Source organism: Streptomyces sp. NPDC057565 (assembly GCF_042801455.1).
Classification (GTDB): Bacteria; Actinomycetota; Actinomycetes; order Streptomycetales; family Streptomycetaceae; genus Streptomyces; species Streptomyces yanii.
On the sequence record NZ_JBHVFU010000056.1, the window covers coordinates 1 to 22,333 of the forward strand.

16 protein-coding genes are annotated in these 22,333 nt (G+C 68.9%); 9 read left to right on the forward strand and 7 right to left on the reverse strand.

The features are described from left to right. The first annotated feature begins 323 nt into the window (after nt 1–323). Complete coding sequence (locus ACFU8W_RS42505; protein ID WP_384049773.1) at nt 324–767, forward strand: ester cyclase; 444 nt, start codon at nt 324–326, stop codon at nt 765–767. A gap of 250 nt (nt 768–1,017) precedes the next feature. Here ACFU8W_RS42505 and ACFU8W_RS42510 read toward each other — a convergent pair whose 3' ends face one another. Then, nucleotides 1,018–2,892 (reverse strand): hypothetical protein, encoded by a 1,875-nt coding sequence (locus tag ACFU8W_RS42510; RefSeq protein ID WP_384049775.1) that lies wholly within the window; start codon nt 2,890–2,892, stop codon nt 1,018–1,020. 259 nt (nt 2,893–3,151) lie between these two features. On the opposite strand from ACFU8W_RS42510, the gene ACFU8W_RS42515 reads away from it, so the two are divergent. The 5 genes from ACFU8W_RS42515 to ACFU8W_RS42535 all read left to right on the forward strand — a co-directional run bounded on the left by ACFU8W_RS42515 (nt 3,152) and on the right by ACFU8W_RS42535 (nt 8,935). After that, nucleotides 3,152–4,177: a LacI family DNA-binding transcriptional regulator gene (locus tag ACFU8W_RS42515; protein ID WP_345516860.1), complete on the forward strand. Its 1,026-nt coding sequence runs from the start codon at nt 3,152–3,154 to the stop codon at nt 4,175–4,177. A gap of 89 nt (nt 4,178–4,266) precedes the next feature. Beyond that, nucleotides 4,267–5,862 carry an FAD-dependent oxidoreductase gene (locus tag ACFU8W_RS42520; protein ID WP_384049778.1) on the forward strand — a complete coding sequence of 532 codons (1,596 nt, stop codon included), beginning with the start codon at nt 4,267–4,269 and terminating at the stop codon, nt 5,860–5,862. A 17-nt stretch (nt 5,863–5,879) separates the two neighbouring features. Further along, entirely contained in the window at nt 5,880–7,145 is a 1,266-nt protein-coding gene (locus ACFU8W_RS42525) for a sugar ABC transporter substrate-binding protein (RefSeq protein ID WP_384049781.1), read from the forward strand. A 7-nt stretch (nt 7,146–7,152) separates the two neighbouring features. Next, on the forward strand, nt 7,153–8,106 hold the full coding sequence (locus tag ACFU8W_RS42530) for a carbohydrate ABC transporter permease (RefSeq protein ID WP_384049784.1): 954 nt from the start codon (nt 7,153–7,155) through the stop codon (nt 8,104–8,106). After that, nucleotides 8,096–8,935 (forward strand): carbohydrate ABC transporter permease, encoded by an 840-nt coding sequence (locus ACFU8W_RS42535; RefSeq protein WP_384049787.1) that lies wholly within the window; start codon nt 8,096–8,098, stop codon nt 8,933–8,935. Before ACFU8W_RS42530 ends, ACFU8W_RS42535 begins: the two co-directional genes overlap by 11 nt. Before the next feature lie 208 nt (nt 8,936–9,143). On the opposite strand, the gene ACFU8W_RS42540 is transcribed toward ACFU8W_RS42535, so the two are convergent. Next, nucleotides 9,144–9,761 carry a TOPRIM nucleotidyl transferase/hydrolase domain-containing protein gene (locus ACFU8W_RS42540; RefSeq protein WP_384049790.1) on the reverse strand — a complete coding sequence of 206 codons (618 nt, stop codon included), beginning with the start codon at nt 9,759–9,761 and terminating at the stop codon, nt 9,144–9,146. 293 nt (nt 9,762–10,054) lie between these two features. Here ACFU8W_RS42540 and ACFU8W_RS42545 point away from each other — a divergent pair, with 293 nt between their 5' ends. Continuing rightward, nucleotides 10,055–11,329, forward strand: coding sequence for an MFS transporter (locus tag ACFU8W_RS42545; protein WP_384049793.1), 1,275 nt, complete (start codon nt 10,055–10,057; stop codon nt 11,327–11,329). A gap of 104 nt (nt 11,330–11,433) precedes the next feature. Here the strand turns inward: ACFU8W_RS42545 and ACFU8W_RS42550 are convergent, their stop codons facing one another. Further along, on the reverse strand, nt 11,434–14,160 hold the full coding sequence (locus tag ACFU8W_RS42550) for a SpoIIE family protein phosphatase (protein WP_384049795.1): 2,727 nt from the start codon (nt 14,158–14,160) through the stop codon (nt 11,434–11,436). A 632-nt stretch (nt 14,161–14,792) separates the two neighbouring features. Between ACFU8W_RS42550 and ACFU8W_RS42555 the strand changes: the two genes are divergently transcribed. Further along, a complete protein-coding gene (locus ACFU8W_RS42555; RefSeq protein ID WP_384049798.1) occupies nt 14,793–14,921 on the forward strand; it encodes a hypothetical protein in 129 nt (42 codons plus the stop codon). Between the two features lie 44 nt (nt 14,922–14,965). Here ACFU8W_RS42555 and ACFU8W_RS42560 read toward each other — a convergent pair whose 3' ends face one another. Together ACFU8W_RS42560 and ACFU8W_RS42565 are read right to left on the reverse strand one after the other, a co-directional pair. Next, nucleotides 14,966–16,054 carry a methyltransferase domain-containing protein gene (locus tag ACFU8W_RS42560; protein ID WP_384049866.1) on the reverse strand — a complete coding sequence of 363 codons (1,089 nt, stop codon included), beginning with the start codon at nt 16,052–16,054 and terminating at the stop codon, nt 14,966–14,968. Between the two features lie 114 nt (nt 16,055–16,168). Further along, complete coding sequence (locus ACFU8W_RS42565; RefSeq protein WP_384049800.1) at nt 16,169–17,071, reverse strand: LysR family transcriptional regulator; 903 nt, start codon at nt 17,069–17,071, stop codon at nt 16,169–16,171. 265 nt (nt 17,072–17,336) lie between these two features. On the opposite strand from ACFU8W_RS42565, the gene ACFU8W_RS42570 reads away from it, so the two are divergent. Then, nucleotides 17,337–18,251, forward strand: a complete 915-nt coding sequence (locus ACFU8W_RS42570) for an alpha/beta fold hydrolase (protein WP_384049803.1) — start codon at nt 17,337–17,339, stop codon at nt 18,249–18,251. Between the two features lie 388 nt (nt 18,252–18,639). Here the strand turns inward: ACFU8W_RS42570 and ACFU8W_RS42575 are convergent, their stop codons facing one another. Together ACFU8W_RS42575 and ACFU8W_RS42580 are read right to left on the reverse strand one after the other, a co-directional pair. Continuing rightward, nucleotides 18,640–20,916: a FlgD immunoglobulin-like domain containing protein gene (locus ACFU8W_RS42575; protein WP_384049806.1), complete on the reverse strand. Its 2,277-nt coding sequence runs from the start codon at nt 20,914–20,916 to the stop codon at nt 18,640–18,642. 346 nt (nt 20,917–21,262) lie between these two features. After that, nucleotides 21,263–22,324: an alpha/beta fold hydrolase gene (locus tag ACFU8W_RS42580; RefSeq protein ID WP_384049809.1), complete on the reverse strand. Its 1,062-nt coding sequence runs from the start codon at nt 22,322–22,324 to the stop codon at nt 21,263–21,265. Between the last annotated feature and the right edge of the window lie 9 nt (nt 22,325–22,333).

The following is a 22,333-nucleotide window of genomic DNA, read 5'->3' on the forward strand; positions in this document are numbered from 1 at the left end:
TTCCCCCCCGCGTCTCCCCTGCGGGGGGCCCCCCCCCCGCCGGCGCCCCCCCCCCCCCCCGGGGGGGGGGGGGGGGGGGGGGGGGGGGGGGGGGGCCCCCCCCCCCCCCAACCCCCACGACCGCACCGTGGTCCGACGGCGGAGTACGGGTCCCTCCTATGACGCGAGGCAAGCGAGGCGCACGTCACATTCGTTCATGTCACATCGTGGTGAGCCGTTCCGTCATAGCTGTGTAACCACCGACAACGGCAGAGGGTCCCCCAGCCCACGATCTCAGCAGCGACAACCGTCTGAATGTTCAAGTCACCCCGAGGAGGAGCCGCATGTCAACAGCTCAGGAAACAAGCAGTAGCACGACGCTCAGCCGCTTGCATGACGCCGTGAACACCGGCGATGCAGAGGTCATCTCGAAGACTGTCGACGAGATCGTCGCGCCGGACGTGCTGTTCCACGCGCCAGTACCGACTGGTGCGACAGGGGCGCAGGCACTCAAGCAAGTGTGGGCGGTGCTCCTTCGCGCGTTCCCCGACCTTCATGTTGCGGTCGAGGATGTGATTGCCAAGGGGGACAGGGTCGTCTTGAGGAACACGGTTACCGGGACTCACCTGGGCGAGTACAGGGATCTCCCGCCAACCGGCAAGTCCGTCAGGTACAACGAGATCTTCATTTTCCGCTTTGCCGGCGGTCGAATCGCTGAGATCTGGGGGGTCGTCGATGTCTTCTCGCAGATGCGACAGCTGGGCGTGATTCCAGGAGGCTCTTCGTGACCACAGCGACGGAGAGCCTGGTGATGGCCGTCGGAAGAGCAATGCTCACCTGTCCACGGGCGACTTCGTGCCCGCACCGGAGCAGTTCCTGGGCAGCTGCGCCGGGCTCTCCCCAGCGACCGTTTGTCCGCTTGGCCGCACAGTGGCAGGCCGGCCGCGCTGCCTTCCAGGACCGCGACCTGTCCGTCACGGACTTCATTCCGCCTACACCAAAAGCCCTCCAAGTCGCGGAGTGCAGAGCGGTCGGTTGTCAGTAGGCGAGTCTGATGGTCACGTCGATCGTGCCGGCGTGGGGGACCTTGAGGATGTGCATCCTCCGGGTGTCGCCCAGGTATGTGATCGAGGCCGCCGCGATGGTGGCAGCGTGGGGCTCGCCCCAGCGGATGTGTACGACGCCGGGGCCGCGGTGCAGGTCGATGCCGGTTGCGGTGGCGGAGGCCGAGCCGCCCCACGGCACGGTGGTGCCGTTGGAGAAGACCACCCGGTCGGACTCCTTGAGGATCAGCGGCATCGTCTCCGTCGCGGATGAGGTGGTCCGCACCGAGCGCTCCACCAGGCCGTTGCCGACCTTCACGTCGGTGACGACCGATCCGCTGGGGGTGGAGAAGCGGAAGGCGTAGGGCTTGCCGCCGAAGAACTGGCCGGCCTGCGGGCCGTTGGAGTCCGGGACCTGGCCGGGCAGCACGGTGGACCACAGGCCGTAGTTGTTGTCGTTCAGGGATTGGATGAGCGTGCCTGCTACCGGGTGCCAGAGGAACGTCAGGCCGGTGCGTGCGAACGTGGTTGGTCTGGTGCCGAGGTAGGCGCCCAGGTAGACGTTGGGGCGGCGGATGTAGAGGAAGTCCTGGCCGCGGTCGGTGCGGTGCTCGGTGAAGTTCTTCGAGGCTATGTAGGGCACGGCTGCGATGGCTGCGTTCTTCGCCTGCCTGGTCGGGTGGCGCTCGCCGTAGATCGCGTGGCTGAGGATCCGCGGGGAGGTGTCCTGCTTGACCAGGTCCGGCACCGGCGAGGTGTCCGCGGCCCAGGCTCCGCGGGCGGCGGCGAGGTCCTCGCGTGCGGACATGAACGCTCCCAGTGCCGGCACCGCGGGGACGAACTGGGCGTTGAGAGCGGTGCGTTCCGGGTCGGGGCGGGTATCGGCGTAGGCGAGGGTGCTGGTTCGTGTGGACGGCGCGATGTTGCTGAACCAGCCGGAGCCGTCGGGTTCGCGCAGCAGGTTGTAGCCGAGCCAGTCCGTGTACTTCTCGGCCATTGTCACGAGGTTGCTGTTGTTCGTCTGGCGCCATGCGTCCGCCATTTCCGGCAGCATCACCTCGAAGTTGTAGTTCATGTCCGTGCCGCCCTTCTCGTAGAAGAAGCCGGCCGGGCTCTGCCCGTTCTCTGCCAGGCGGGCGAAGGCGCTGTTCAGCTGCGCGCTCAGGCCCGCGTCGGGGTTGGTCCTGAGCGCCAGGGCCGATCCCGCGAGGCCCGCGGTGACCTGGTTCGCGAAGGTGATGGGGGTCTGCCACACGCCACCGTTGGATGGGTTGAGAAGCCAGGTCATCGCGGAGTGCAGCGCCTGGGCGATCTGGGTGCGTCGGGCCGGCAGCAGGTTCGCGTCCTTCAGCAGGACGTGGGTCTTGCTGAGGTATCCGAGCGCGAAGCCGGTGGCGGGCAGGGAGTGCTCGCCGGCGCTGTACTCCGACCACGAGCCGTCGGAGTGCTGGAGGCTCAGGTAGTGGCCGAGCGCTGCGTCCAGGCCCGCCAGGAGCGCCGCGTCGCCCGCGTACGGGTTCCAGGAGCGGGGCTTGGTGAGGAACCAGGCCAGCGTGTACACGTGCTCCTGCACCCGAGCGTTGTACGGCGCCGCCGGCGTGCGCCACCATCCGCCGCCCATGAAACCGAAGGTCGACGGGTTGTTGCCCTCGATGTCGTTGACCATCTGGGCGAGGCTCACCAGGTAGGGGGCGAAGCGTTGTTCCTCGGCGGCGAAGGCGCGCCGGTGCGGTGTGCCCGCGGGCAGAGGTGCGAGGTTCGGGAGGCTGCCCGCGGCCACGGCACCGGGCGCGGGCAGGGCGGCTGCGAGGCCCGCGGCCCCGGCGGCGGTCAGCAGGGCGCGGCGCGACAGGGAGGTTCCGTACTTCACAAGGCGGCTCCTGGGCGGTGAATGAAGCGGTGAGTCACGAGCGGTCAGTGAAGGCGGTGATGATCGCCGACGGTGCGTGACCGCTCGGTTGATCGGACACAGTCGCCTCATCTGGAGTCGCCGTCAAGGTGCTAATGCGAATTACTTCAGGGATTTGTTGTCGTGGTCGAACCTCTTGACGGACTTGCGGCACGCGCTCTACGGTCCGTTCACCTGACAAGCAATGCGTATTAGCACCATCGATAAGGGGCGATCACTCATGGGCCAGGCTCCAGGAAGGCTCACTCAACGTGACATCGCCCGGCTTGCGGGCGTCAGCCAGACCACGGTCTCGCTGGTGCTCAACAACCGTGGGGACGCCGGTGCGCGGATCGCCCCCGAGACACGGGACCGGGTGCTGCAGGTGATCCGGGAGACCGGGTACGCGGCGGATCCGCTGGCCCGCCGGATGCTCAAGCAACTCAACCAGATCCTGGGCGTGTTCACCTACGAACCGGTCTTCCCCAGCACCAGCGCCGACTTCTACCACCCGTTCCTACGGGGCATCGAGGAGAGCGCGGAGCGCAGCGGCTGCGATCTGCTGCTGTTCACCTCGGCACCGGTGCGCGACGGGCAGCGGCGGATCTTCCACGAGAACAACCGGCTGCGGGTCGCGGACGGTTGCGTCCTGCTGGGACGTGAGATCCCGTCGGCCGAGCTCAGCCGGCTGGTGGCGGAAGGCTATCCGTTCGTCTGCGTGGGCCGCCGAGACGACGCCCACGGCCGGCCGGTGCCGTACGTGGGCGCCGACTACGTGAACGCGACCGTGCAGCTCGTCGACCGGGCCCGTGCCTGCGGCCATCGGCGCTTCGCCTTCGTGGGACCCGGCACAGGGGCGGAGTCCTCCGCGGACCGGCTCGCGGGTTTCCGCCGGGCGGTCGGGACCGAGGCGCCATTCCTCTCAGTCGAGACGCCGGACCCGGCCGAGCGGCTGGCCCGGCTGCTGGAGGCGGGTGTCACCGCCGTGTTCGTGGAGGTGGAGGCCGAGGCGGTGGCCCTGGCGGCGGCCGCGGCGGCACAGGGCCTGTCGGTGCCGCGCGACCTGTCGATGGTCACCCTGGGCGACCCGACCATCCCGGTCGACTCGTCCCTGGACTTCACCGGATTCCACATCCCCCGGCCGCAGATGGGGCAGCAGGCGGTGGAGCTGCTGGTCGACGTGTTGCACGGACAGACGTCCGTCACCCAGCGGCTGCTCGGTTGCGAGCTGACGCACGGGGAGACCCTCGGCCCGCCGGCGTCCTGACGCCCCGGCGGGCGATAGAGCACGCGTGGAGAGCCGCTCCGTTCCGAAACATCCGTAACAACCGAACGCCCCTTTGAGCAAGGAGACCCATGCACGCGGACGTTCTCGTGGTCGGTGGCGGCACCGGCGGTGTCGCGGCAGCGCTCGGCGCGCTGCGCGCCGGCCGAAGTGTGATCCTCACGGAGGAGTACGACTGGCTGGGCGGTCAGCTCACCAGCCAGGCCGTGCCGCCGGACGAGCACACCTGGATCGAGCAGTTCGGCGCCACCGCCTCCTACCGGGCGCTGCGCGACGGCATCCGCGACTACTACCGGCGCCACTACCCTCTGACGGCCCTGGCCCGCGCCCGCCGTGACATCAACCCCGGCGCGGGCTGGGTGAGCCGCTTGTGCCACGAACCGCGAGTGGGCGTCGCCGTGATCGACGCGATGCTCGCCCCGTACCGCGGCAGTGGCCGGCTCACCGTCCTGCAGCCCTACCGCCCCGTGGCGGCAGCCACCGACGGCGACCGGGTGGCCGCCGTGACCCTCGCCCACCGTGACAGCGGCGAGCAGGTCACCGCCACCGCCGCCTATGTGCTGGACGCCACCGAGACCGGCGAGCTGCTGCCGCTGACCGGCACCGAGTACGTCACCGGCTTCGAGGCGCAGAGCGACACCGGCGAGCCCTCCGCCCCGGAAGCCGCCCAGCCGCTGAACATGCAGGCCGTCTCCTACTGTTTCGCCCTCGACCACGTCGACGGCGACCACACCATCGACCGCCCCGCCTCCTACGACTTCTGGCGCTCCTACCGGCCGTCCTTCTGGGGCGCCCCGCTGCTGTCCTGGTCCGCCCCGCACCCGCGCACCCTTGAAGTCGTCGAACGCGGCTTCACCCCCAACCCCGGCGACGACCCCGCCGAGGTCGTCGCCGACCAGCGGGTCAGCGGGGGCGACATGAATCTGTGGACCTTCCGCCGCATCGCCGCCCGCGACAACTTCGTCCCCGGCGCGTACGCCAGCGACATCACCCTGGTCAACTGGCCGATGATCGACTACTGGGAGGGCCCGGTCATCGACGTCCCCGACGCCGAGGCGCATCTGGCCGCCGCGAAGGAGCTGTCGTACTCCCTGCTGTACTGGATGCAGACCGAGGCCCCCCGCGCCGACGGCGGCACCGGCTTCCCCGGGCTGCGGCTGCGCGGCGACGTCACCGGCGGCGCGGACGGCCTCGCCCAGGCGCCCTACATCCGTGAGTCCCGCCGCATCCGCGCCGAGTACACCGTCGTCGAGCAGGATCTCTCCCTCGATGCGCGCGGCGGCAAGGGCGCCGTGAACTACCGCGACTCGGTCGGCATCGGCATGTACCGCCTCGACCTGCACCCCTCCACCGGCGGCGACACCTACATCGACGTCCCCTCCAGCCCGTTCGAGATACCGCTCGGCGCGCTGATACCGACCCGGATGGAGAACCTGCTGCCCGCCGGCAAGAACCTCGGCACCACCCACATCACCAACGGCTGCTACCGCCTGCACCCCGTCGAGTGGAACACCGGCGAGGTCGCCGGGCTGCTCGCGGCCCATTGCATCGAACACAAGGTCACCCCCCGCGGCGTACGCAACACCCCTGACCGGCTCGAGACCTTCCAGCACCTGCTCCGCGCCCACGGCGTCGAGCTGCGCTGGCCCGACATCAGTGGCTACTGACCAGGAGAGGCATCCGCATGAACTCCCACCGACAGCAGCGCACGACCAAGCTCGCCGCCCTGGCCGCCACCGGACTCCTCGCCCTGACCGCCTGCGGCAGCGGCGGTGACAGCGGTGGCTCCGACGACGGGCCCGTGAGCCTACGTATGACGGTCTGGTCCGGCGCCCCGGAGCATCTGAAGCTGCTCAACGGCATCGCCGACGCGTACCGCAAGTCCCACCCCGAGGTGAAGTCGATCAAGTTCGATGTCCTCCCGGTCGAGAACTACACCGAGACTCTCACCACCCAGATGGCCGGCGGCAAGGCGCCGGACCTGGCGTGGATATTCGAGAACTCCTCCCTTGACTTCGTCTCCTCCGGCGCCCTGAAGGAGGTCAAGGACGACCCCGACGTGCTGCCCGCCGCCAAGAAGATCTGGCAGCAGGACGGCAAGCTCTACGCCTACCCCTTCTCCACCTCACCCTTCGGCGTCTTCGTCAATCTCGACATGCTGAAGAAGGCCGGCGGGCCGAGCCCCGCCGAGCTGATCAAGCAGGGCAAGTGGAACTGGGACGAGGTCACCAGGGCGGGCGCCGCGGTCCATGCCAGGACAGGTAAGACCGGCATGGTCATCCGCGACTTCGACTACAAGGCCTGGGACAACCTCGCCACCTACTGGGACGGCTGGGGCGCCGAGGCCTGGTCCGCCGACGGCAAGACCTGCGGCTTCGACAAGCCGGAGATGGTCGAGGCGATGACCAGCCTGCACAAGGCGATCTTCGACGACGAGGCGATGCTCGCCCCCGGCACCGCCGCTGACTTCTTTGCCGGCGAGGCCGCCATGACCGTCACCCAGATGAGCCGCGCCTCCCTTCTCACGGACAAGTTCAAATGGGACTTCGTCCCGCTGCCCGAAGGGCCCAAGGGCAAGTACGCCGTGATCGGCCAGGCCGGGATCGCGGTGCTCGCCAAGAGCGCGCACGCCGCTGCCGCCGACTTCCAGGCCTTCATGACCAACAAGGAGAACTCTGCGAAGCTCGGCGCCTACTTCCCGCAGGCCCGCACCTCCCAGCTGAACGCCGCCACCCTCGCCAAGAGCAACGCCAAGCTCAGTGAGGAGCAACTGTCCAGCGTCGTCATCGACGGAATCAAGAACGGCAAGGTCAAGCCCGTCCACATCGGCCAGGCCGAGATCTACTCGGCCGTACGCTCCGGCCTCGACGCGCTGTGGAAGCCGCAAGCCGACGTGCAGAAGGTCCTGACGGGGGTCTGCAGCTCCATCAAGCCGCAGCTGGAGCAGTGACGGCGTCATGAAGACCCTCGAACGCCCCCGTACCACGGCCGCCGGTCCGCCGGGCGGCGGCACCCGCGCCGGGAAGCCTTTCTGGACCTCCCGGCGCCGGGACCAGTTGGCCGGCTACCTGTTCATCGCCCCGCAGCTGATCGGCACCGTCGTCTTCGTGCTGATCCCGCTGGTCCTGGTCGTCCGGTACAGCTTCCACGAGTGGAACGTGCTGGCCGGCACCTTCCACTCGGTGGGAACGGACAACTACCGGAAGCTGTTCGACGACCCGAAGCTGCCGGGCGTACTGCGGGCCACCGCCTACTTCTCCGTCGGCCTGGTGGTCCTCAACCTCTCCCTCGCGCTGGCGCTGGCCGTGCTGCTCAACCAGAAGCTGCGCGGCAGCGTCGTCTTCCGCACCCTGTTCTTCTCACCGGTCGTCGTCTCGCTCGTCGCCTGGACCATCGTGTGGGGCTTCCTGCTCCAGAAGAACGGCGGCATCAACGCCGGCCTGGACCTGATCGGCGTCAATGGGCCCAACTGGTTGCGCAGTGAGGGAACTTCGATGCTGTCGGCCATCGTCGTGCAGTGCTTCAAGAACGTCGGCCTGAACATGGTGCTCTTCCTGGCCGCCCTGCAGGGAGTGCCTCGCGAGCTGTACGAGGCGGCAACCGTGGACGGCGCAGGGCGATGGCGGCAGTTCTGGCGCATCACGGTGCCGCTGATCAGCCCCACCATCCTGCTCACCTCGATCATCACGGTCGTCGGCTCGCTTCAGGTCTTTGCGCAGATCGCTGTCCTCACCCAGGGCGGCCCGTCCGGCTCCACCACCGTGCTCGTCTACTACCTGTACCAACAGGCGTTCAACTTCCACCACTTCGGCTACGGGGCGACACTCTCGGTCCTGCTGTTCGTGATCGTGCTCGTGCTGACCGTCATCCAGTGGCAGATGCGCAAGAAGTGGGTGTTCCATGAGTCGTAAGCTGTCCACTCGCGCCAAGCTGCTGCTCTACGGCGTCCTGAGCGTGCTGTGCGTTCCGTTCGTCTTCCCCACCTGGTGGATGGCGACGTCCTCGCTGAAGTCGGCCGGTGACATCTTTGCCTTCCCTCCGAAGCTGTTCCCCGACGATCCGGAACTCGACGCCTACCGCAAGGTCTTCGAACTCCAGCCGTTCGGCCAGCAGTACTTCAACAGCATGTACATCGCGATCATGGTGACCCTGGGCACGCTCGCGGTCTCCTCGCTGGCCGGATACGCCTTCGCCCGCATCCGCTTCCCCGGGCAGAACGCCCTGTTCCTCGTGGTCCTCACCGGTCTGCTGATCCCCAGCGAGGTCACCATCGTCCCGCTGTTCCAGATGTTCCACGACTGGGGGATGATCGACACCCACTGGCCGCTGATCCTGGTGCCGGTCCTCGGCGCGCCGACCGTGCTGGCGACGTTCATCATGCGGCAGTTCTTCATCGCGCTGCCCCACGAACTGGAGGAGGCCGCGCGGATGGACGGCCTGGGCCGCTTCGCCATCTACTGGCGGATCGCCCTGCCACTGGCCCGCCCCGCCCTGTCGGCGGTCGCCATCTTCACCTTCCTGCACAGCTGGAACCTCTACCTGGAGCCGATCGTCTTCCTCTCCACCCCGGAGATGTTCACCCTGCCGCAGGCCCTCACCCAGTACGTCGACGCCTACGGAGGCCCCATGTGGAACGTCCAACTGGCCGCCGCCTCCCTCACCGCACTGCCGGTACTCGCGGTGTTCGTCTTCGCCCAGCGCCAGTTCGTGGAGGGACTCGCGCATACGGGCCTGAAGTGACAGGGGTTGGCGGTGTCGTCCGGGGCGGCGCTTGAGGTCCTTAGAGGAGCTCGGGGCGCGGATCGAGGGCGGCCGGCTTGGGACATGGCTTGTCAGTTCGTCGGGCCGGTCGTTGGCCTTCATGACGAATGCCGAACGGGCGTTGGTGTGGAGCTTGCGTTCTTGGCGCCGGACCTGCCGCTGCTGCTGACCTCGATCCGTGCTTCGGTCACAGGATCGCGAGCAGATTGTCGAGGGGAGCAGGTACCCGCTCGGAGTCGAGAGCCTCGACCAGGAGGCGACCGTAGCGGATCTTGCGGCCCTTCTTCGTGCCGAGGAAGCGCCGCATCTGTTGGTGCGGGGGCCGGCCCTGCTGTGCAGGTTGGCGTACGAACGTCTGCCAGGCTTGGAGTTCGCCCTCAGCCTGGACGATCTCCTCAACCTGTGCCACGCCCAGCGCGCGGATGAGTTCGTCCTCCAGGTCCGTCACACACACGAAGAACCCTTGGCGCGGCGCACGGGCCCGCTCAAGACCGCGGTCGTAGAAGCGCTGCTCGCCCTCATCGCACAGTCCGGTGAGCCGCAGACCCAACCCCGGCGGCCCGAGGAGGCCGGCGTAGCGGCCGACGCTCATCGCTCCGCCCATGGGCATGACGCACACCCCCTCGGCGGGCAGGTCCCGGCCGTAGCGCGCGGCCAGCGTCTCAACGGCCGCGAGGTCGCTCGGCCCTTCCAGCAGCACCACAGTCCGCACGCGCAGTCGTACGGCCAGCTCACTCGCCGGCCCGCCGGGGCTGCCCGCCGCCCAGCTGGTGACCGCGTCCCGGAACGTTCGTATGTCAGCCATGGGGCGATTCTGCACCTGCGCGGACGGGCGCGGCACGGAGTTTTCGTGGCATCGACGGTGTCCGCATGCCACTGGTGAAGCGTCGACACCGCAGAGTTGCGGTATTCGGCGCCCGGGGCTCACCGGAGGAGCTTCACTGCCTTCCTCGGATCGCTGGCCGAGCAAATGGATCACCTGGATGCCGAGCAACGAAGTGCTCCATCCTGGATCTTGAAGGGCGCGGAGGTGGTGTCGTGGACGGCCGGAAACTTCGCACCTCTGACGGTGTGTGCGACCGCTGCTAGCCTGCGCCCATGATCAAGGGAAGATCGCCCGGCCGAATTGCTCACATAGCGGGGGGCAACAGGTCAGAGCGTGTATTGATCCTGGCCAGCTTCGTGAACCGAGTCGGTAATGGGCTCTTCAACACGGCGTCGGCGCTCTACTTCACGCTGGTCGTGGATCTACCGGCAGTGCAGGTGGGTGCCGCCCTCACGGTCGCCGGCTTGATCGGCCTACTCGCGGGGATACCGGGAGGTCACCTGGCCGATCGACGTGGGCCGCGCACGATCATGATGCTCGCTCTGACGGTTCAAGCAGTGGCGATGACCGCTCTCGTGTTTGTCGAGAGCTGGGCTGCCCTCACGGTCATCGCTACCGTTGGCCAGCTTGCCGCAGCCGCCGGCGGCGCAGCCTGGGGAGCCCTCGTGGTCCGGGTCGGCACTGACCGCCCAGCACTGTTCAGGGCAAAGCTCCGTACTTACGTCAATTTGGGCGTCGTCCTGGGAACCGTGGGTGCCGGATTTGCGGTTGCAGCGAATACTCGTACTGCCTACAACGTGCTGATTTTCGGCAACGCGGCCAGCTTTGCACTGTGCGCCCTCCTTCTGTTCTTGCTCCCCAACTACAGGGCACTGGCGCCACCGTCGCAGCAGCGCCGCTGGATCGCTCTCACCGACCGTCCGTTCGTGACCTTCACAGCCCTCTATGGTGCGATGGGGCTGCAATACCCGGCGGTGTCCCTGCTTCTGCCGATATGGATCTCAGAGCACACAAACGCGCCGCGCTGGACCGTGGCCGCGGTATCCGCGATCAATTCCGGAGTCTGCGTCCTCTTGCAGACCAGAATCGGATCCCGCATCGAAACCCCTCGCGATGGCGGCAAAGCGTTCCGCACGGCAGGACTGCTCTTCCTCCTCAGCTGTCCGATGATGGCCCTGACCGCGTACGCTCCCGTGTGGGCGGCCGCCGGCCTCGTGGTCGCAGCGATCTTCGTCCACAGCCTCGGGGAGATATGGGAGTCCTCGGCTGGCTTCGCCCTTGGCTTCGGCCTGGCACCAGACCATGCCCAAGGCCAGTACCAAGGGCTTCTCGGGCTTGGCTTCAGCGCAGGCCAGGCGCTCGCCCCCGCCATCCTCACCACCGTCGTGCTCGGACTGGGCACGGCCGGCTGGCTGCTCCTCGGCGCATTCTTCGCCGCTGTGGGCGCCGTCGGCCCATCGCTTGAACGCTGGGGCGCGCGAACCCGATCTCGACAAGGAGCTGCAGTTGCGGGACCCAGCGGAGAACCGGATGAGGCGCACGCATAGCCGCACCCTGGGTTCTGGCGAACAAAGCAGGACGCGGGCGGGCGCTGCTACTGCGATGGGCCGCTTCACGAGGCGACCGCTGCCGCCTGTGCGACTGGGCCTGCTCATTCGTCCCATTGGTCGAGGAAGAGGTCGACCAGGTCGGTGCCGGGTTCTCCGGCCCCGTCGTGCAAGGCCTGCTCCGCCCAGATGATCTTACCGTGGGTGGTGTACCGGGTACCCCAGCGCCGAGCGAACTGGGCGATCAGGAACAGCCCCCGGCCGCCCTCGTCGGTGGCCGTCGCTCGACGCAGATGCGGCGAGGTGCTGGAGTCGTCGGCGACCTCGCAGATCAGATTGCTGCTGTCGTACAGCAGGCGCAGTCGTATGGGCTGGATGCCGTACCGGATGGCGTTGGTGACCAGCTCGCTGACGATCAGTTCGGCGGTGAAGGTCAGCTGGTCCAGGCCCCAGGTCTCCAGCCGATGGGTGACGCCGGCCCGGACGCGGGAGACGGCCTTCGGATCGGAGGGTATGTCCCAGTCGGCGACCTGGTCGGGGTTCAGCAGCCGGGTACGGGCGATGAGCAGGACGACGTCGTCGCGGGGGCGTTCGGGCAGTAGGGCGTCGATGACTGCCTGGCAGGTCTGGTCCGGGGTGCGGTCGCGGTGGGACAGGGCGTCCCGCAGGAGGCCCAGGCTGGTGTCGAGATCCCGGTTGTGGTCCTCGAGCAGCCCGTCGGTGAACAGGGCCAGCCGGCTGCCCTCGGGCAGCCGTAGCGCGGCGGTTTCGAACGGGAGAGTGCCACCGAGGCCGAGGGGCGGCGAGACGGGGGTGTCGGGGAACGCGACAGTGCCGTTGGGCTGGACCACGGCGGGACCGAAGTGGCCGGCGCGTGCGAGGGTGCATACACCCGAGACCGGGTCGTAGATCGCGTACAGGCAGGTGGCGCCGGTGATCTGCTGGCCCTCCTCCTCGGCGGCCTCGTCGGCGTCGATTCGGGTGACCAGTTCGTCCAGGTGGGCCAGCAGCTCGTCAGGGGCCATGTCCAGGGCGGAGAAGTTGTGCACGGCGGTGCGCAGGCGGCCCATGGTGGCCACCGCGTGCACCCCGTGACCTACGACGTCCCCGACGACCAGGGCCACCCGGGCGCCGGGCAGCGGGATCACGTCGAACCAATCCCCGCCCACCCCCGCCTGCGCGGGCAGATAGCGGTGGGAGACTTCCAGGGCGCTCACGTCGGGCAGCCCCCGCGGCAGCAGGCTGCGCTGCAGGGCGACGGCCATGGTGCGCTCGTGGGTGTAGCGACGGGCGTTGTCGATGGCCACCGCCGCCCGGGCGGCCAGCTCCTCGGCAAAGGACCGATCCTCCTCCCCGAAGGCCTCGAGGGTCTCGGCGCGCCAGAAGTCGGCCAGTCCCAGCACCACGCCGCGGGCCCGCAGCGGCACTCTGATCAGCGAGTGCACGCCGTAGTCCAGGATCTGCCGGGCCCGCTCGGGATGCTGGGCCCGCCAGCTGTACGCCGTGCGCAAGTCGACCTCGAGGACCGCCTGGCCGCTCGCCACGTCCGACACCGTCGGAGCGATGAGCGCGAGTGTGATGAGCTCACCCACCGGGCGGAACGGCGAGTCCTGCCCGACGCCGCTGACGGCCGCGCGCCGCATTGCGGTGCTCCCCTCGGGGGGCTCCTCGCCCCGCAGGACCGGCTCCAGCAGCTCGACGGTGACGACGTCAGCGAAGCGCGGGACCGCCACCTCGGCGAGCTCCTGGGCGGTGCGCGCCACATCCAGTGTGGTGCCTATCCGCACCCCCGCGTCGTAGAGCAGTTTCAAACGCTCCCGGGCCGCCTCCGCCCGGCCTGCAAGCGCCCGCAGCTCGGTGGTGTCTCGCAGCGTCACCGCGCTCCCGGCACCCCCTCCGTAGGGGGCGGTCGGCCGCACATTCACCGCCAGCAGACGGTCGCCCGCCAGATGCACCTCATCGGTCGCCCCTCGCCCGGAGATCAACAATTCGGCCAGGCGCAGCTCCAGGCCGAGAGCTGTGACATGGCGGCGTTCCGCGTCCGCAGGCAGGTCGAGCAGTCGTCGTGCCTCGTCGTTGGCCAGCAGCAGCTGCCCGTCACCACCGATGATCAGCACGCCCTCCCGTACCGAGTGCAGTACCGCGTCGTTGTGCTCGTACATGCGCGTGATCTCGGCCGGGCCGAGGCCGCGGGTCTGGCGCAGCAACCGTCGACTGAGCACCGCCGCTCCGCCCGTGGTGATGGCCACCGCGCCGGCCGCAGCGCCCACCACGGCTGCCAGCTGCGCTGTGACCATGGCGCTGACGTGCTCAACCGTAATCCCGGCTCCGACCGCGCCGACTACCGACCCAGTCGGTCCCTTGATGGGGACATAGGCCCGGATCTGAGGGCCGAGAGAGCCGACACCTTCCTCCCGTACGGTTTGGCCGGCCAACAAAGGAGCCATGTCCGTAGTGGTGTGGCTGCCGGGGCGACCCGCACCGGCAGAAAGGGCGTAGTAGATTCCGTCCCGGTTCAGAACGCCCAGGAAGTCCACGCCGGAGCCATTCCGGGCCTCCTCGACCCGCGGCTGCAGCACTGCGGTGGGGTGGGGTGACCTCAGGGTTCCCACGAGTCCCGGAGAGCTGGCAAAGCCCTGCGCGACAGCGAGTGATTGTTTGTCGGCCGCGCGGGTGCTCTCCTGCTGGGACGTCAGCGCCAGCATCACGACGGCCCCGACGGCGAGCAGTACCACGACCACCACTTGCAGGACGAACATCTGGCCGACGACGCTACGGACACTCAGCACCGAAGACGGCCCCCTTCGCCGGCTGCCGGCGACACCACCCATGAACCGAGCGTCCGGGGAAGAACTGGGTCGGATTTGAAATCCGCGCATACGTCAATTTTGCGCTTGCTCTTCAAATCCTGGGGTGATCGCATGCGCACGGTCACAGACCTGTGCCAGAAAGTGAGATGCGGCAGCGAGGCAGTGGAGGCGGGCGAGTGGCACACACTCCGTGCCACTCGCCCGTGGGGGGAGCTCTACGCACTCGACCGCGTCCATCCGGTCGTCTTCGTGGACGCGATCAACGCGAAGCTAAGGCCACCAACCGCCGCGGACAACATGACGGGAATGCCCCCATCGACCGCACAACGAGCCAGCTTCTCGACTGCTGCCCGGCCGGGACGCCCGCCACCCTGGCGGGCTGGCTGCGCGAGCATCCCGGCGCCGAAATCATCTGCTGTGACCGGGCCGGATCCGGACGGGATGGCCGTGGCGGCGCCAAGGCCAGTGCGCCGAATTCACGCCTGGTGGGTGTCACTTGCTTCGTCCATGGTCGATCTGCGGTTCCAGTGCCCCTCCCGGCAAGTTTTGCCTCGTCGCGAACATTGCCGGTCACGCACCAGGAGCTGTCCGGTCGATCAGGTGCGGAGCCAGATGTCCAGCGCGGCAGCAATAGCCGTACCGAGGTGGACGTAGTGCGCTCCGAGGGTGCCCTGATGCGATTGATGGGCTGGACCGACCGGTCCATGCTCTACCTGTACGGCAAGGACCTCCGGGTCGAGCCCGCCTTCGAGGCCAGGTGTCGCCGCGGCAACGTCTACTGATTACGGCGGGTCGGCGCCTTTGCGGCGTTCTCGCGCACGATGGTTCAGGCTACGAGCAGGCGGAGGCCGAGCTCTGCCGCGTCGAGGGCGACGAGGTCGCGGTTGCGCTCGGCCCACCGGCCTGAGGAAAGGTCGTCGTGGAGTCTGTTTACCGCCCGCTCCTCTGCCTCCCGCCCGACTCTGGTCCATACCGATACCGCGCGGCGCACATGTTCGTCCAGGTAAGCCTCGGGCCGGCGCCAGTGGGCCTCGAAGAAGCCGTCAGCGCAGTCCCACGGGATGAGCACCGGCTCCGCGCGGCCCCCGATCGCGCAGGTCAGGTCGGCCAGTGAAGGCCAGCCGACGAGAAGGTCAGCGAATTCAGGCAGGTAGTCGCGGGTGAGCCAGAACCGCTCACGCCAGCCGGTGGTACTCGCGTCGTACGTGAACACCACCACCCGGCGGGCCACGCGCCGCATCTCACGCAGCCCGGCGACCGGGTCCGGCCAGTGATGAACGGTGCTGACCGCCATCGCGGCGTCGAAGGACTGGTCCTCGAACGGGAGGCTCTCCGCACTGGCGGCCACGCACGGCGCCGCGCCCGCGGGACGCTGTGCCCGCATGACCGCCGACGGTTCCACCGCGGTCACGTCGCGGTCGGGGGGCTCGTAGGAGCCGGTGCCGGCCCCGACGTTCAGTACCGTCCGTGCGTCCCCGAGCGCATCCCAGATCCTCGCGGCGATCCGCGGCTCGGTGCGCCGCGTCGCTGGGTAAGCGAACCCGATGGCTTCGTACAACTGCGCGCCGAACACTTTAAGTTGTTCCTCCGGCGTCGTTCTGATCCCCATTGCCCGTGCCTCCAATTCCCTGTCTATGGCCGTCACCATGGCAGCAGCGCGGTCGCGTTGTTCCAGCAGCAGGCCACGCAGCCGGTGCAGGTGCGCGACCGCGTCGGTGGTCGGGTCGTCAACCAGATCCGCGATCTCGCGCAATCCGAAGCCCAGCCGCCGGTAGGCGAGCACCTCCCGCAGTCGCTCCACGTCGCCCGCCGAGTAGGCCCGGTACCCGGCCGCGGTCCGCGCGGACGGCTGCACGAGGCCGATCCCGTCATAGTGATGCAGCGTGCGGACGCTCACGCCGGCCAGCTCGGCCACACGTCCCACGGTCAGGTGCTCTTCCACGCGCTCGATAATGCGGCATGACGCCGCGTGAGGGTCAAGCGCTTCGCCCGTGGCACCGCGCGTGGCTCCAGCGTCGCGCCGGCCAGCTCAGGCCGGGGCGGGGGTGGAGGCCGCGGCGAGCGCGTCGAGCAGGCCGCGCAAGGCGGGCTGGTCCCGCGTCGTCTCGCGGACCGCAGCGCAGATGGCCCGGGCCGGTTCGGGCCCCCGGACCTTGCACACCACGACGTCCGGGTGACCGCCGCCCAGCCCCATCCGTGGAACGAGGGCGACACCGAGACGGGCCGCGACGAAGCCCAGCGCCGTGGCGTAGTCACCGCTCTCGACCACGAATCCAGGGCTGAAACCAGCCGCCGCACAGGCGTCGAGGACGATGCCGAGGCAAGGGTCCGACGCCCGCTCACTGCCGACCCAGGCCTCGTCCGAGAGATCGCCGAGGTCGATCACGTCCTGCTCGGCGAGCCGGTGTCCCCGGGGCAGCACGATGCGGTACGGATCGTCGAGCAAGTGGTCGAGCCGGATACCGGACGGGACCCGGTCCGGTGGCCGCACGACGACGGCGAGATCGACGCCGCCCTCCTTGACCTCGGGCAGAGGGTCGTTCCGGTCGGTCACGGCGAGGTCGATCCGGATGCCCGGGTGCGTGACCCGCAGCCGGGCCAGTGCGGGGGCCACCAGGGCAGCGCCGGCCGTGCCGAAGTAGCGCACCGCCAGGCGTCCGGTGCGTCCCTCGCGCAGATCGGCCAGCGATGTCTCGGCCTCGGCGACGACCTTGCTGATGGTGGCGGCGTACCCGGTCAGCAGGCGGCCGGCCTCGGTGGGCCGGACACCTCGCCCGACCCGTTCGAGCAACGCCGTCCCCGCCTCTTTCTCCAGTGCGGCGACCTGCTGGCTGATGGCGGACGGGGTATAGCCAAGATTCGCCGCCGCCGCGGTGACCGATCCACTGGTGACGACCGCACGCAGGACTTGCATCCGCCTCACATCAAGCATGCAGGAGAGGTTAACAACCGCTGTAGATCATTTCACTTGTCCTGTTGCGTCTTCTGACGCACCGTTGAGGAACGAGGCAAGGCTCGGCGCCCGGGCGCCGAGCCTCTGGAGGGGAGGACCTGCCGAGCAGAGTCGTCCCCCAAGGGGGTGGCCGCTTAGCCGAGGCGCAACACCAAGCACGGTACGAGTCGAACGGCACCCTCCCACCCGCACCGCCACAGACCACCCCGACCGCCCGCCCGGCCCAGAACACGGAGAACCGATCGTGCCCTTCGACCACGACCCCCAGGACCCACAGAGCCCCCTCGTCACACACGCAATGGCCGACATCGAGCCAGGGCTCCGCCTGCACTACGTGACCGCCGGGCAGGGCGAGCGCAATGCCGTGCTCCTGCACGGCTTTCCCCAGACCTGGTGGGAGTGGCACCGTGTGATCGGGCCCCTGGTAAAGAACGGATACCGGATCATCGCCCCCGACTACCGGGGCGCCGGCCATTCCTCGCGCCCCGCCGACGGCTACGACAAGCAGACCATGGCGCGCGACCTCCACCGGCTGCTCCACGAGCACCTCGGAGTCCACGACCCCTTCGTCCTCGTCGGCCACGACATCGGGCTGATGGTCGCGCATGCCTACGCACGTCAGTTCCGCGACGACGTGTCCCACTTGGTGGTGATGGACGCGCCGCTGCCGGGCACCGAAGTGTTCGACCGGGTACGTACTGATCCGCGCGTCTGGCACTTTGCGTTCCACGGCGCACGCGACGTGGCCGAGATGCTGGTCGCCGGGCGTGAACGGGAGTATCTCCAGGCCTTCTTCGCCGTACGCAACTCCGATCCGTCGGCGATCGGCACACACGACTTCGACGTCTTCGTCGCCGCTTATTCCGCGCCGGGAGCGATGCGCGCGGGCTTCGAGCTGTACCGGGCCTTCGATCAGGACGCTGCGGACAACCGCGCGGCGCTGAAGCGGGACGGCAGGCTGACCGTGCCGGTGCTCGCGGTCGGTGGCGTCATGAGCACGACCGGGGCGCTCGTCGAGGAAATGATGCGCGAGGTGGCCGAAGACGTGACCGGAGCCATCGTGCCCGGTACCGCCCACTGGATCGCGGAGGAGAACCCGCAGGCGTTCGTCGAGGCGCTGCTGACGTTCACCCAGGAGCGGCCAGGTGAGGAGCGGTAGTCCGATCCACCCCCGACACCGATGAGGCGCAGCTCTTGGTGATGCACCGCGTAGTGGAGTCCGCACGGCGCACGCACTTGAGACCGGTGACCGACCGGGCGGGCAGCGGATCGCCTGCCCTCACTGCTCAGAGCCGGTGGCAGGTGATTCAGCTGAAGAACCCCCTGTGTGTGTCCCGGTAGCGGTTGGGGCCGCAGTCACGACGGCTCCTCGCCTTCGATCTGCTGCGGCTGTCCGGGACTGACACGACCACCTGGCCGTAGCGGCGACGGCGGGCAGCGCTGGAGTCTGCGCAACCCGTCGGCGTGGAGGGTGACGGTGTACCGGGCTCCGGCTCCTTCCCCGGGGCGGCCTCGGGGAAGGAGCCGGCTTCCATGCGGCGCTGTGCTCAGCCAGTGACCTTCACGACGCCCGAGGCCGTTGCGTCCGGGCCCGTGCCGTCCGCCGGGGTGGCGGTCAGCTGCCAGGTGTAGCCGCCAGTCGCCACCGGGGTGCCCGACTCGGACGTACCATCCCAGGTGACCCGTACTGCGCTGAGAGCGTCCTTACCCGTCCAGGTGCGGACGATCTCGCCAGTCGCGCGGTGGGTGAGCGTCACCTGCCAGGACGCTGCGGGCTTGGAGAGCCACCACGCGGCAGCCCACCCACCGGCCGTCGTTCCGGGTGCGGCGGTGCGGGCGACGCGCAGCGGAGAAACCGCGTGCTGCGGCGCGGTGACGTGAACGGTGTCGTCTGCGCCGACCCAGACGAGCTTGCCGAGGCCCGCGTCGAGGGTCCAGGTGGTGCCGCGACCGTCGCCATCCGCAGGCTTCTTCAGGCCCGTGACGGTGCCCAGGTCGGCCGTACTGCCGTCTGTCTGCAGGGCCGTGAGGCTTAGATCGCCGGACGCGTCGCGGTGGGCCAGGAAGCGGTCGCCCAGCAGGACGCCGGACGCCGGGGCGGGGTAGGTGTGCCCGGTCGCCAGGTCGCGTACGCCGGCCGCCTCCTGCGACGCGCAGCTCCAGTACAGCAGGGATCCGCTGTACTGCAGTTCGTTGGGGATGCAGGCGGAGCCGAGATCAATGGTCCCGGTCAGCTTGCCGGAGCGCAGGTTGATCATCTTCACGGTGCCGGGCTTGTTCAGCGCCGGCTTGAACAGCCTCTTCTGCTCCAGTACGGCGGCCTGCGCCGGCTGCTCGCGGACGATGAGATCGCGAGCAGTGTCCACGACATATTGGTGTCCGCCCGCCTCGTACAGCACGAACTCCGGTTCCGTATCGAGGATCCTGCCGTTTGTGCCGGGCAGCGGGAAGCTGTCCGCCGGGTGCTCCGGGTCGTCACCGGTCACCAGCACGTCGGCACCCGTGTCCGGGTCGGCGACCAGTCTGGCCAGCCCTTCGTCGGTGCCGTCGGCAAAGCGGCCCGCCGCGATGCCAGGGAAGTCGGCAAGCTCCGCGCCGTCCGCCGGGTCGAGCCCGCTGCCGACGTCCTTGCCGTGCAACGTCTCCGTACCGGCGAGGGAGTTGACGTACCGAAGCCTCCCGCGATCGAGGCTCAGCGCCTCGATCGCGCCGTCCGCCGCCTTGACCCGCGGCACCTCCCGCAACGGCAGATCGGCGACGAGCCCCAGGCCATCCACGCTGAACAGATGCACGGCGCGCTTCCCGTCGGTGTCCTTGCCGACCACAACCAGCGAGCCGGAGCCCTCGGAGCGCAGGAACGCCTGCTCGACGTCGCTCAGCAGAGTCCGCTCGGTCTCCGCCCCGGCAAAGGGTGTGAGGCGCAGCCGGCCGCCGTCGCCCTCGTACCAGAGCACGTTGTCGCCCACCACGAAGGAGGTGACCTTGCTGTCGGGGGACTGCGTGGCGAGCGGCACGATACGCGGGGCGGCTGTGCTGCCCAGCGGCATGACCCGCACGCCTGGCTCCCCGCTGCGGGAGAACCAGCTGACAGTGTTCTGCGTGATCCGGAAGCTGCTCGCCTCTCCGGTCACGGCCAGCGGGGCGACCCTGCCGTTGTACGCGGTGAGGATGCCGTAGCCGGGGGTGCCGTCGGCGGTGCGGTAGCCGATGACGAGCTGGTTGGAGTAGGCGCCGAGCAGCACGGGCTCGGCGCCGGAGGTGGCTCCGGCGGGCAGCTGCACGACAGGGTCGTTCGCCGGGTTCCCGCCGCGTGCCACGCGCAGCTGGTACGTGCCGTCGCCCTGGTCGACGGTGGCCAGCACCCAGCCGTTGGCGACGCGCGGGTTGAGGTATCCGGCGGGCAGGCTGATGGTGTTGGTGAAGCCGGGATCCTCGATACCGACCCGCACGACGTCCGTGCCGCCGTCCTCGCGCGGCTTGGTGTAGATGACGCGGTCGAACTCGTCGTGGGTGGGCACGATGGCGTCCTGCGGAACGCCGTCGAGGGCCGGTACAGGCTTGGTTGTGCGGTTGTACGTCGTTGTCCAGAGGTAACCGCCGCCCTCGCGGTGCAATATGCCCTGGCTGCCGGTGGCCAGCAACGTCTCGGTCCCGTTGCTGTAGGCATCGGGCGCGGGTATGAGGAGCTCGATCGCTTCAGCCGCGTGAGCCGTGGTTGGCAGTGCAGTTGTCAGCCCCGCAGCAAGGACGGCGGCGATGGCTGCGGCGGTGGCGGTAGAGCGGGTTCGCCGGGTGCGGCTGGTTGTGCGCAGGTGATGGGACACCTGACCCCCTATTTGTTAACCGTTAACAAGCGCATTGCGATGTGAACTCGGTTAACCATATACAGATGCGCGGGAGTTGTGTGCGAAACGTGTGCCGCTCGTGTCGCAGGGTTGTCACAGCGCTCGTCCAGCCGCCGGTCCATGCCGAGGCGGAAGGTGCAGTACCGGCTGATGCAGACCAGAACAGCCCGGTGAGCCCGCGGTCATCGCCGACGTCGCCCGGACCATCAGGCCGTGACCTGGATGCCGGAACGCTACGGCCCTCCGGCCTCGCTGCGAAAAGCCGAACGTCCCAAGCTCGTCGAGGTACACACGCCAGTACGTCGACCTGGGCGGCCAGGCCGCTTCACCGGCCCGCGGTGAGGGTGTCCAGAAGGGCGGCGGTGAACTCCTTGGGTTTGTCGATGTGTACGGCGTGGCCGGCGTCAGGGATGGCGGTTTCGCGGACGTGGCCGCCTGCGGCGGCGTAGTGGTCGAGTGCGTGGCGGGTCTGGGCGAGCATGGGTTGGGCAGGGCAGTGGTAGGCGCCGGGCCAGCCGGGTACGGCGCCGAGTGCACCGAGGTGGGCGAGGTCGAAGAGTGAGGTGTCGGAGACGATGAGATCGTCGGTGCCGCGGATCCAGCCGATGGGCGGTTTGGGGTCAATCCGGTGCAGGTCGTCAATACGGAAGTGGGTGGGGGCCATGGCGTTGAGGACACCTCGGGGGCCAGGGGCGGTGCCGGGCCAGTGGTCGCTGGGACGGGTGTCGCCGGGGTAGTGGTCGTCACCGGTGCGGGTGGAGAGCATGGCGTCGACGAAGGCGTCCTCGAGTGCGGGGCGGAGCGGCGGCTTTACGTAGCTGGAGGCAAGGACAGCGCGGGGGGAGAGTTGTGAGTCCTCGCTGCGGTCGCCTTCGGTGAGGCGCCGGACGAATTCCGGGTTGACGGTGCCTGCTCCGGAGCCGGCGCCGTCGCGGTGGTTGAGTCGGCCGTCGGGGCCGTGGGTACCGCCGAAGCCGTACGGGGAGACGGGGTTGACGAGGGTGAGGCTGCGGACGGCAGTGGGGTGATCGCGGAGGTGCTGGAGGGCGATGCCGCCGCCCATGCTCCAGCCGACGAGGTGGATGCGGTCGAGGGCGAGGGTGTCGCGTAGGGCGGTGAGGTCGTCGCTGTAGTCCCGGAGGCCATGGGTGGCGTCGACGGGAAGGGGGTCGGTGCCGCCGAAGCCGCGGAGGTCGACGGCGAGGGGACGGTAGGCGTGGGGCAGGTCGAGCATGGCCTGCTGCCAGAAGGTGGCGGCGGAGACGTTGCCGTGGACGAAGAGGACCGGTTCGCCGGTCCGGTCGGGGAGTTCGAGGAGGTTGAGGGTGAGCCGGGGGGTGGTGATGAGTCGAGCGTGGATGCCGGGGAGGAGTGCGGGCGCGGTCATGGTCCGTCC

Excerpts from the sequence above, each read along its gene's own strand:
- ACFU8W_RS42545 (WP_384049793.1), top strand. The coding sequence starts at position 10,055 with ATGATCAAGGGAAGATCGCCCGGCCGAATTGCTCACATAGCGGGGGGC.
- ACFU8W_RS42580 (WP_384049809.1), bottom strand. The coding sequence starts at position 22,324 with ATGACCGCGCCCGCACTCCTCCCCGGCATCCACGCTCGACTCATCACC.
- ACFU8W_RS42550 (WP_384049795.1), bottom strand. The coding sequence starts at position 14,160 with ATGGGTGGTGTCGCCGGCAGCCGGCGAAGGGGGCCGTCTTCGGTGCTG.
- ACFU8W_RS42505 (WP_384049773.1), top strand. The coding sequence starts at position 324 with ATGTCAACAGCTCAGGAAACAAGCAGTAGCACGACGCTCAGCCGCTTG.
- ACFU8W_RS42565 (WP_384049800.1), bottom strand. The coding sequence starts at position 17,071 with ATGCTTGATGTGAGGCGGATGCAAGTCCTGCGTGCGGTCGTCACCAGT.
- ACFU8W_RS42530 (WP_384049784.1), top strand. The coding sequence starts at position 7,153 with ATGAAGACCCTCGAACGCCCCCGTACCACGGCCGCCGGTCCGCCGGGC.
- ACFU8W_RS42525 (WP_384049781.1), top strand. The coding sequence starts at position 5,880 with ATGAACTCCCACCGACAGCAGCGCACGACCAAGCTCGCCGCCCTGGCC.
- ACFU8W_RS42540 (WP_384049790.1), bottom strand. The coding sequence starts at position 9,761 with ATGGCTGACATACGAACGTTCCGGGACGCGGTCACCAGCTGGGCGGCG.
- ACFU8W_RS42520 (WP_384049778.1), top strand. The coding sequence starts at position 4,267 with ATGCACGCGGACGTTCTCGTGGTCGGTGGCGGCACCGGCGGTGTCGCG.
- ACFU8W_RS42515 (WP_345516860.1), top strand. The coding sequence starts at position 3,152 with ATGGGCCAGGCTCCAGGAAGGCTCACTCAACGTGACATCGCCCGGCTT.
- ACFU8W_RS42535 (WP_384049787.1), top strand. The coding sequence starts at position 8,096 with ATGAGTCGTAAGCTGTCCACTCGCGCCAAGCTGCTGCTCTACGGCGTC.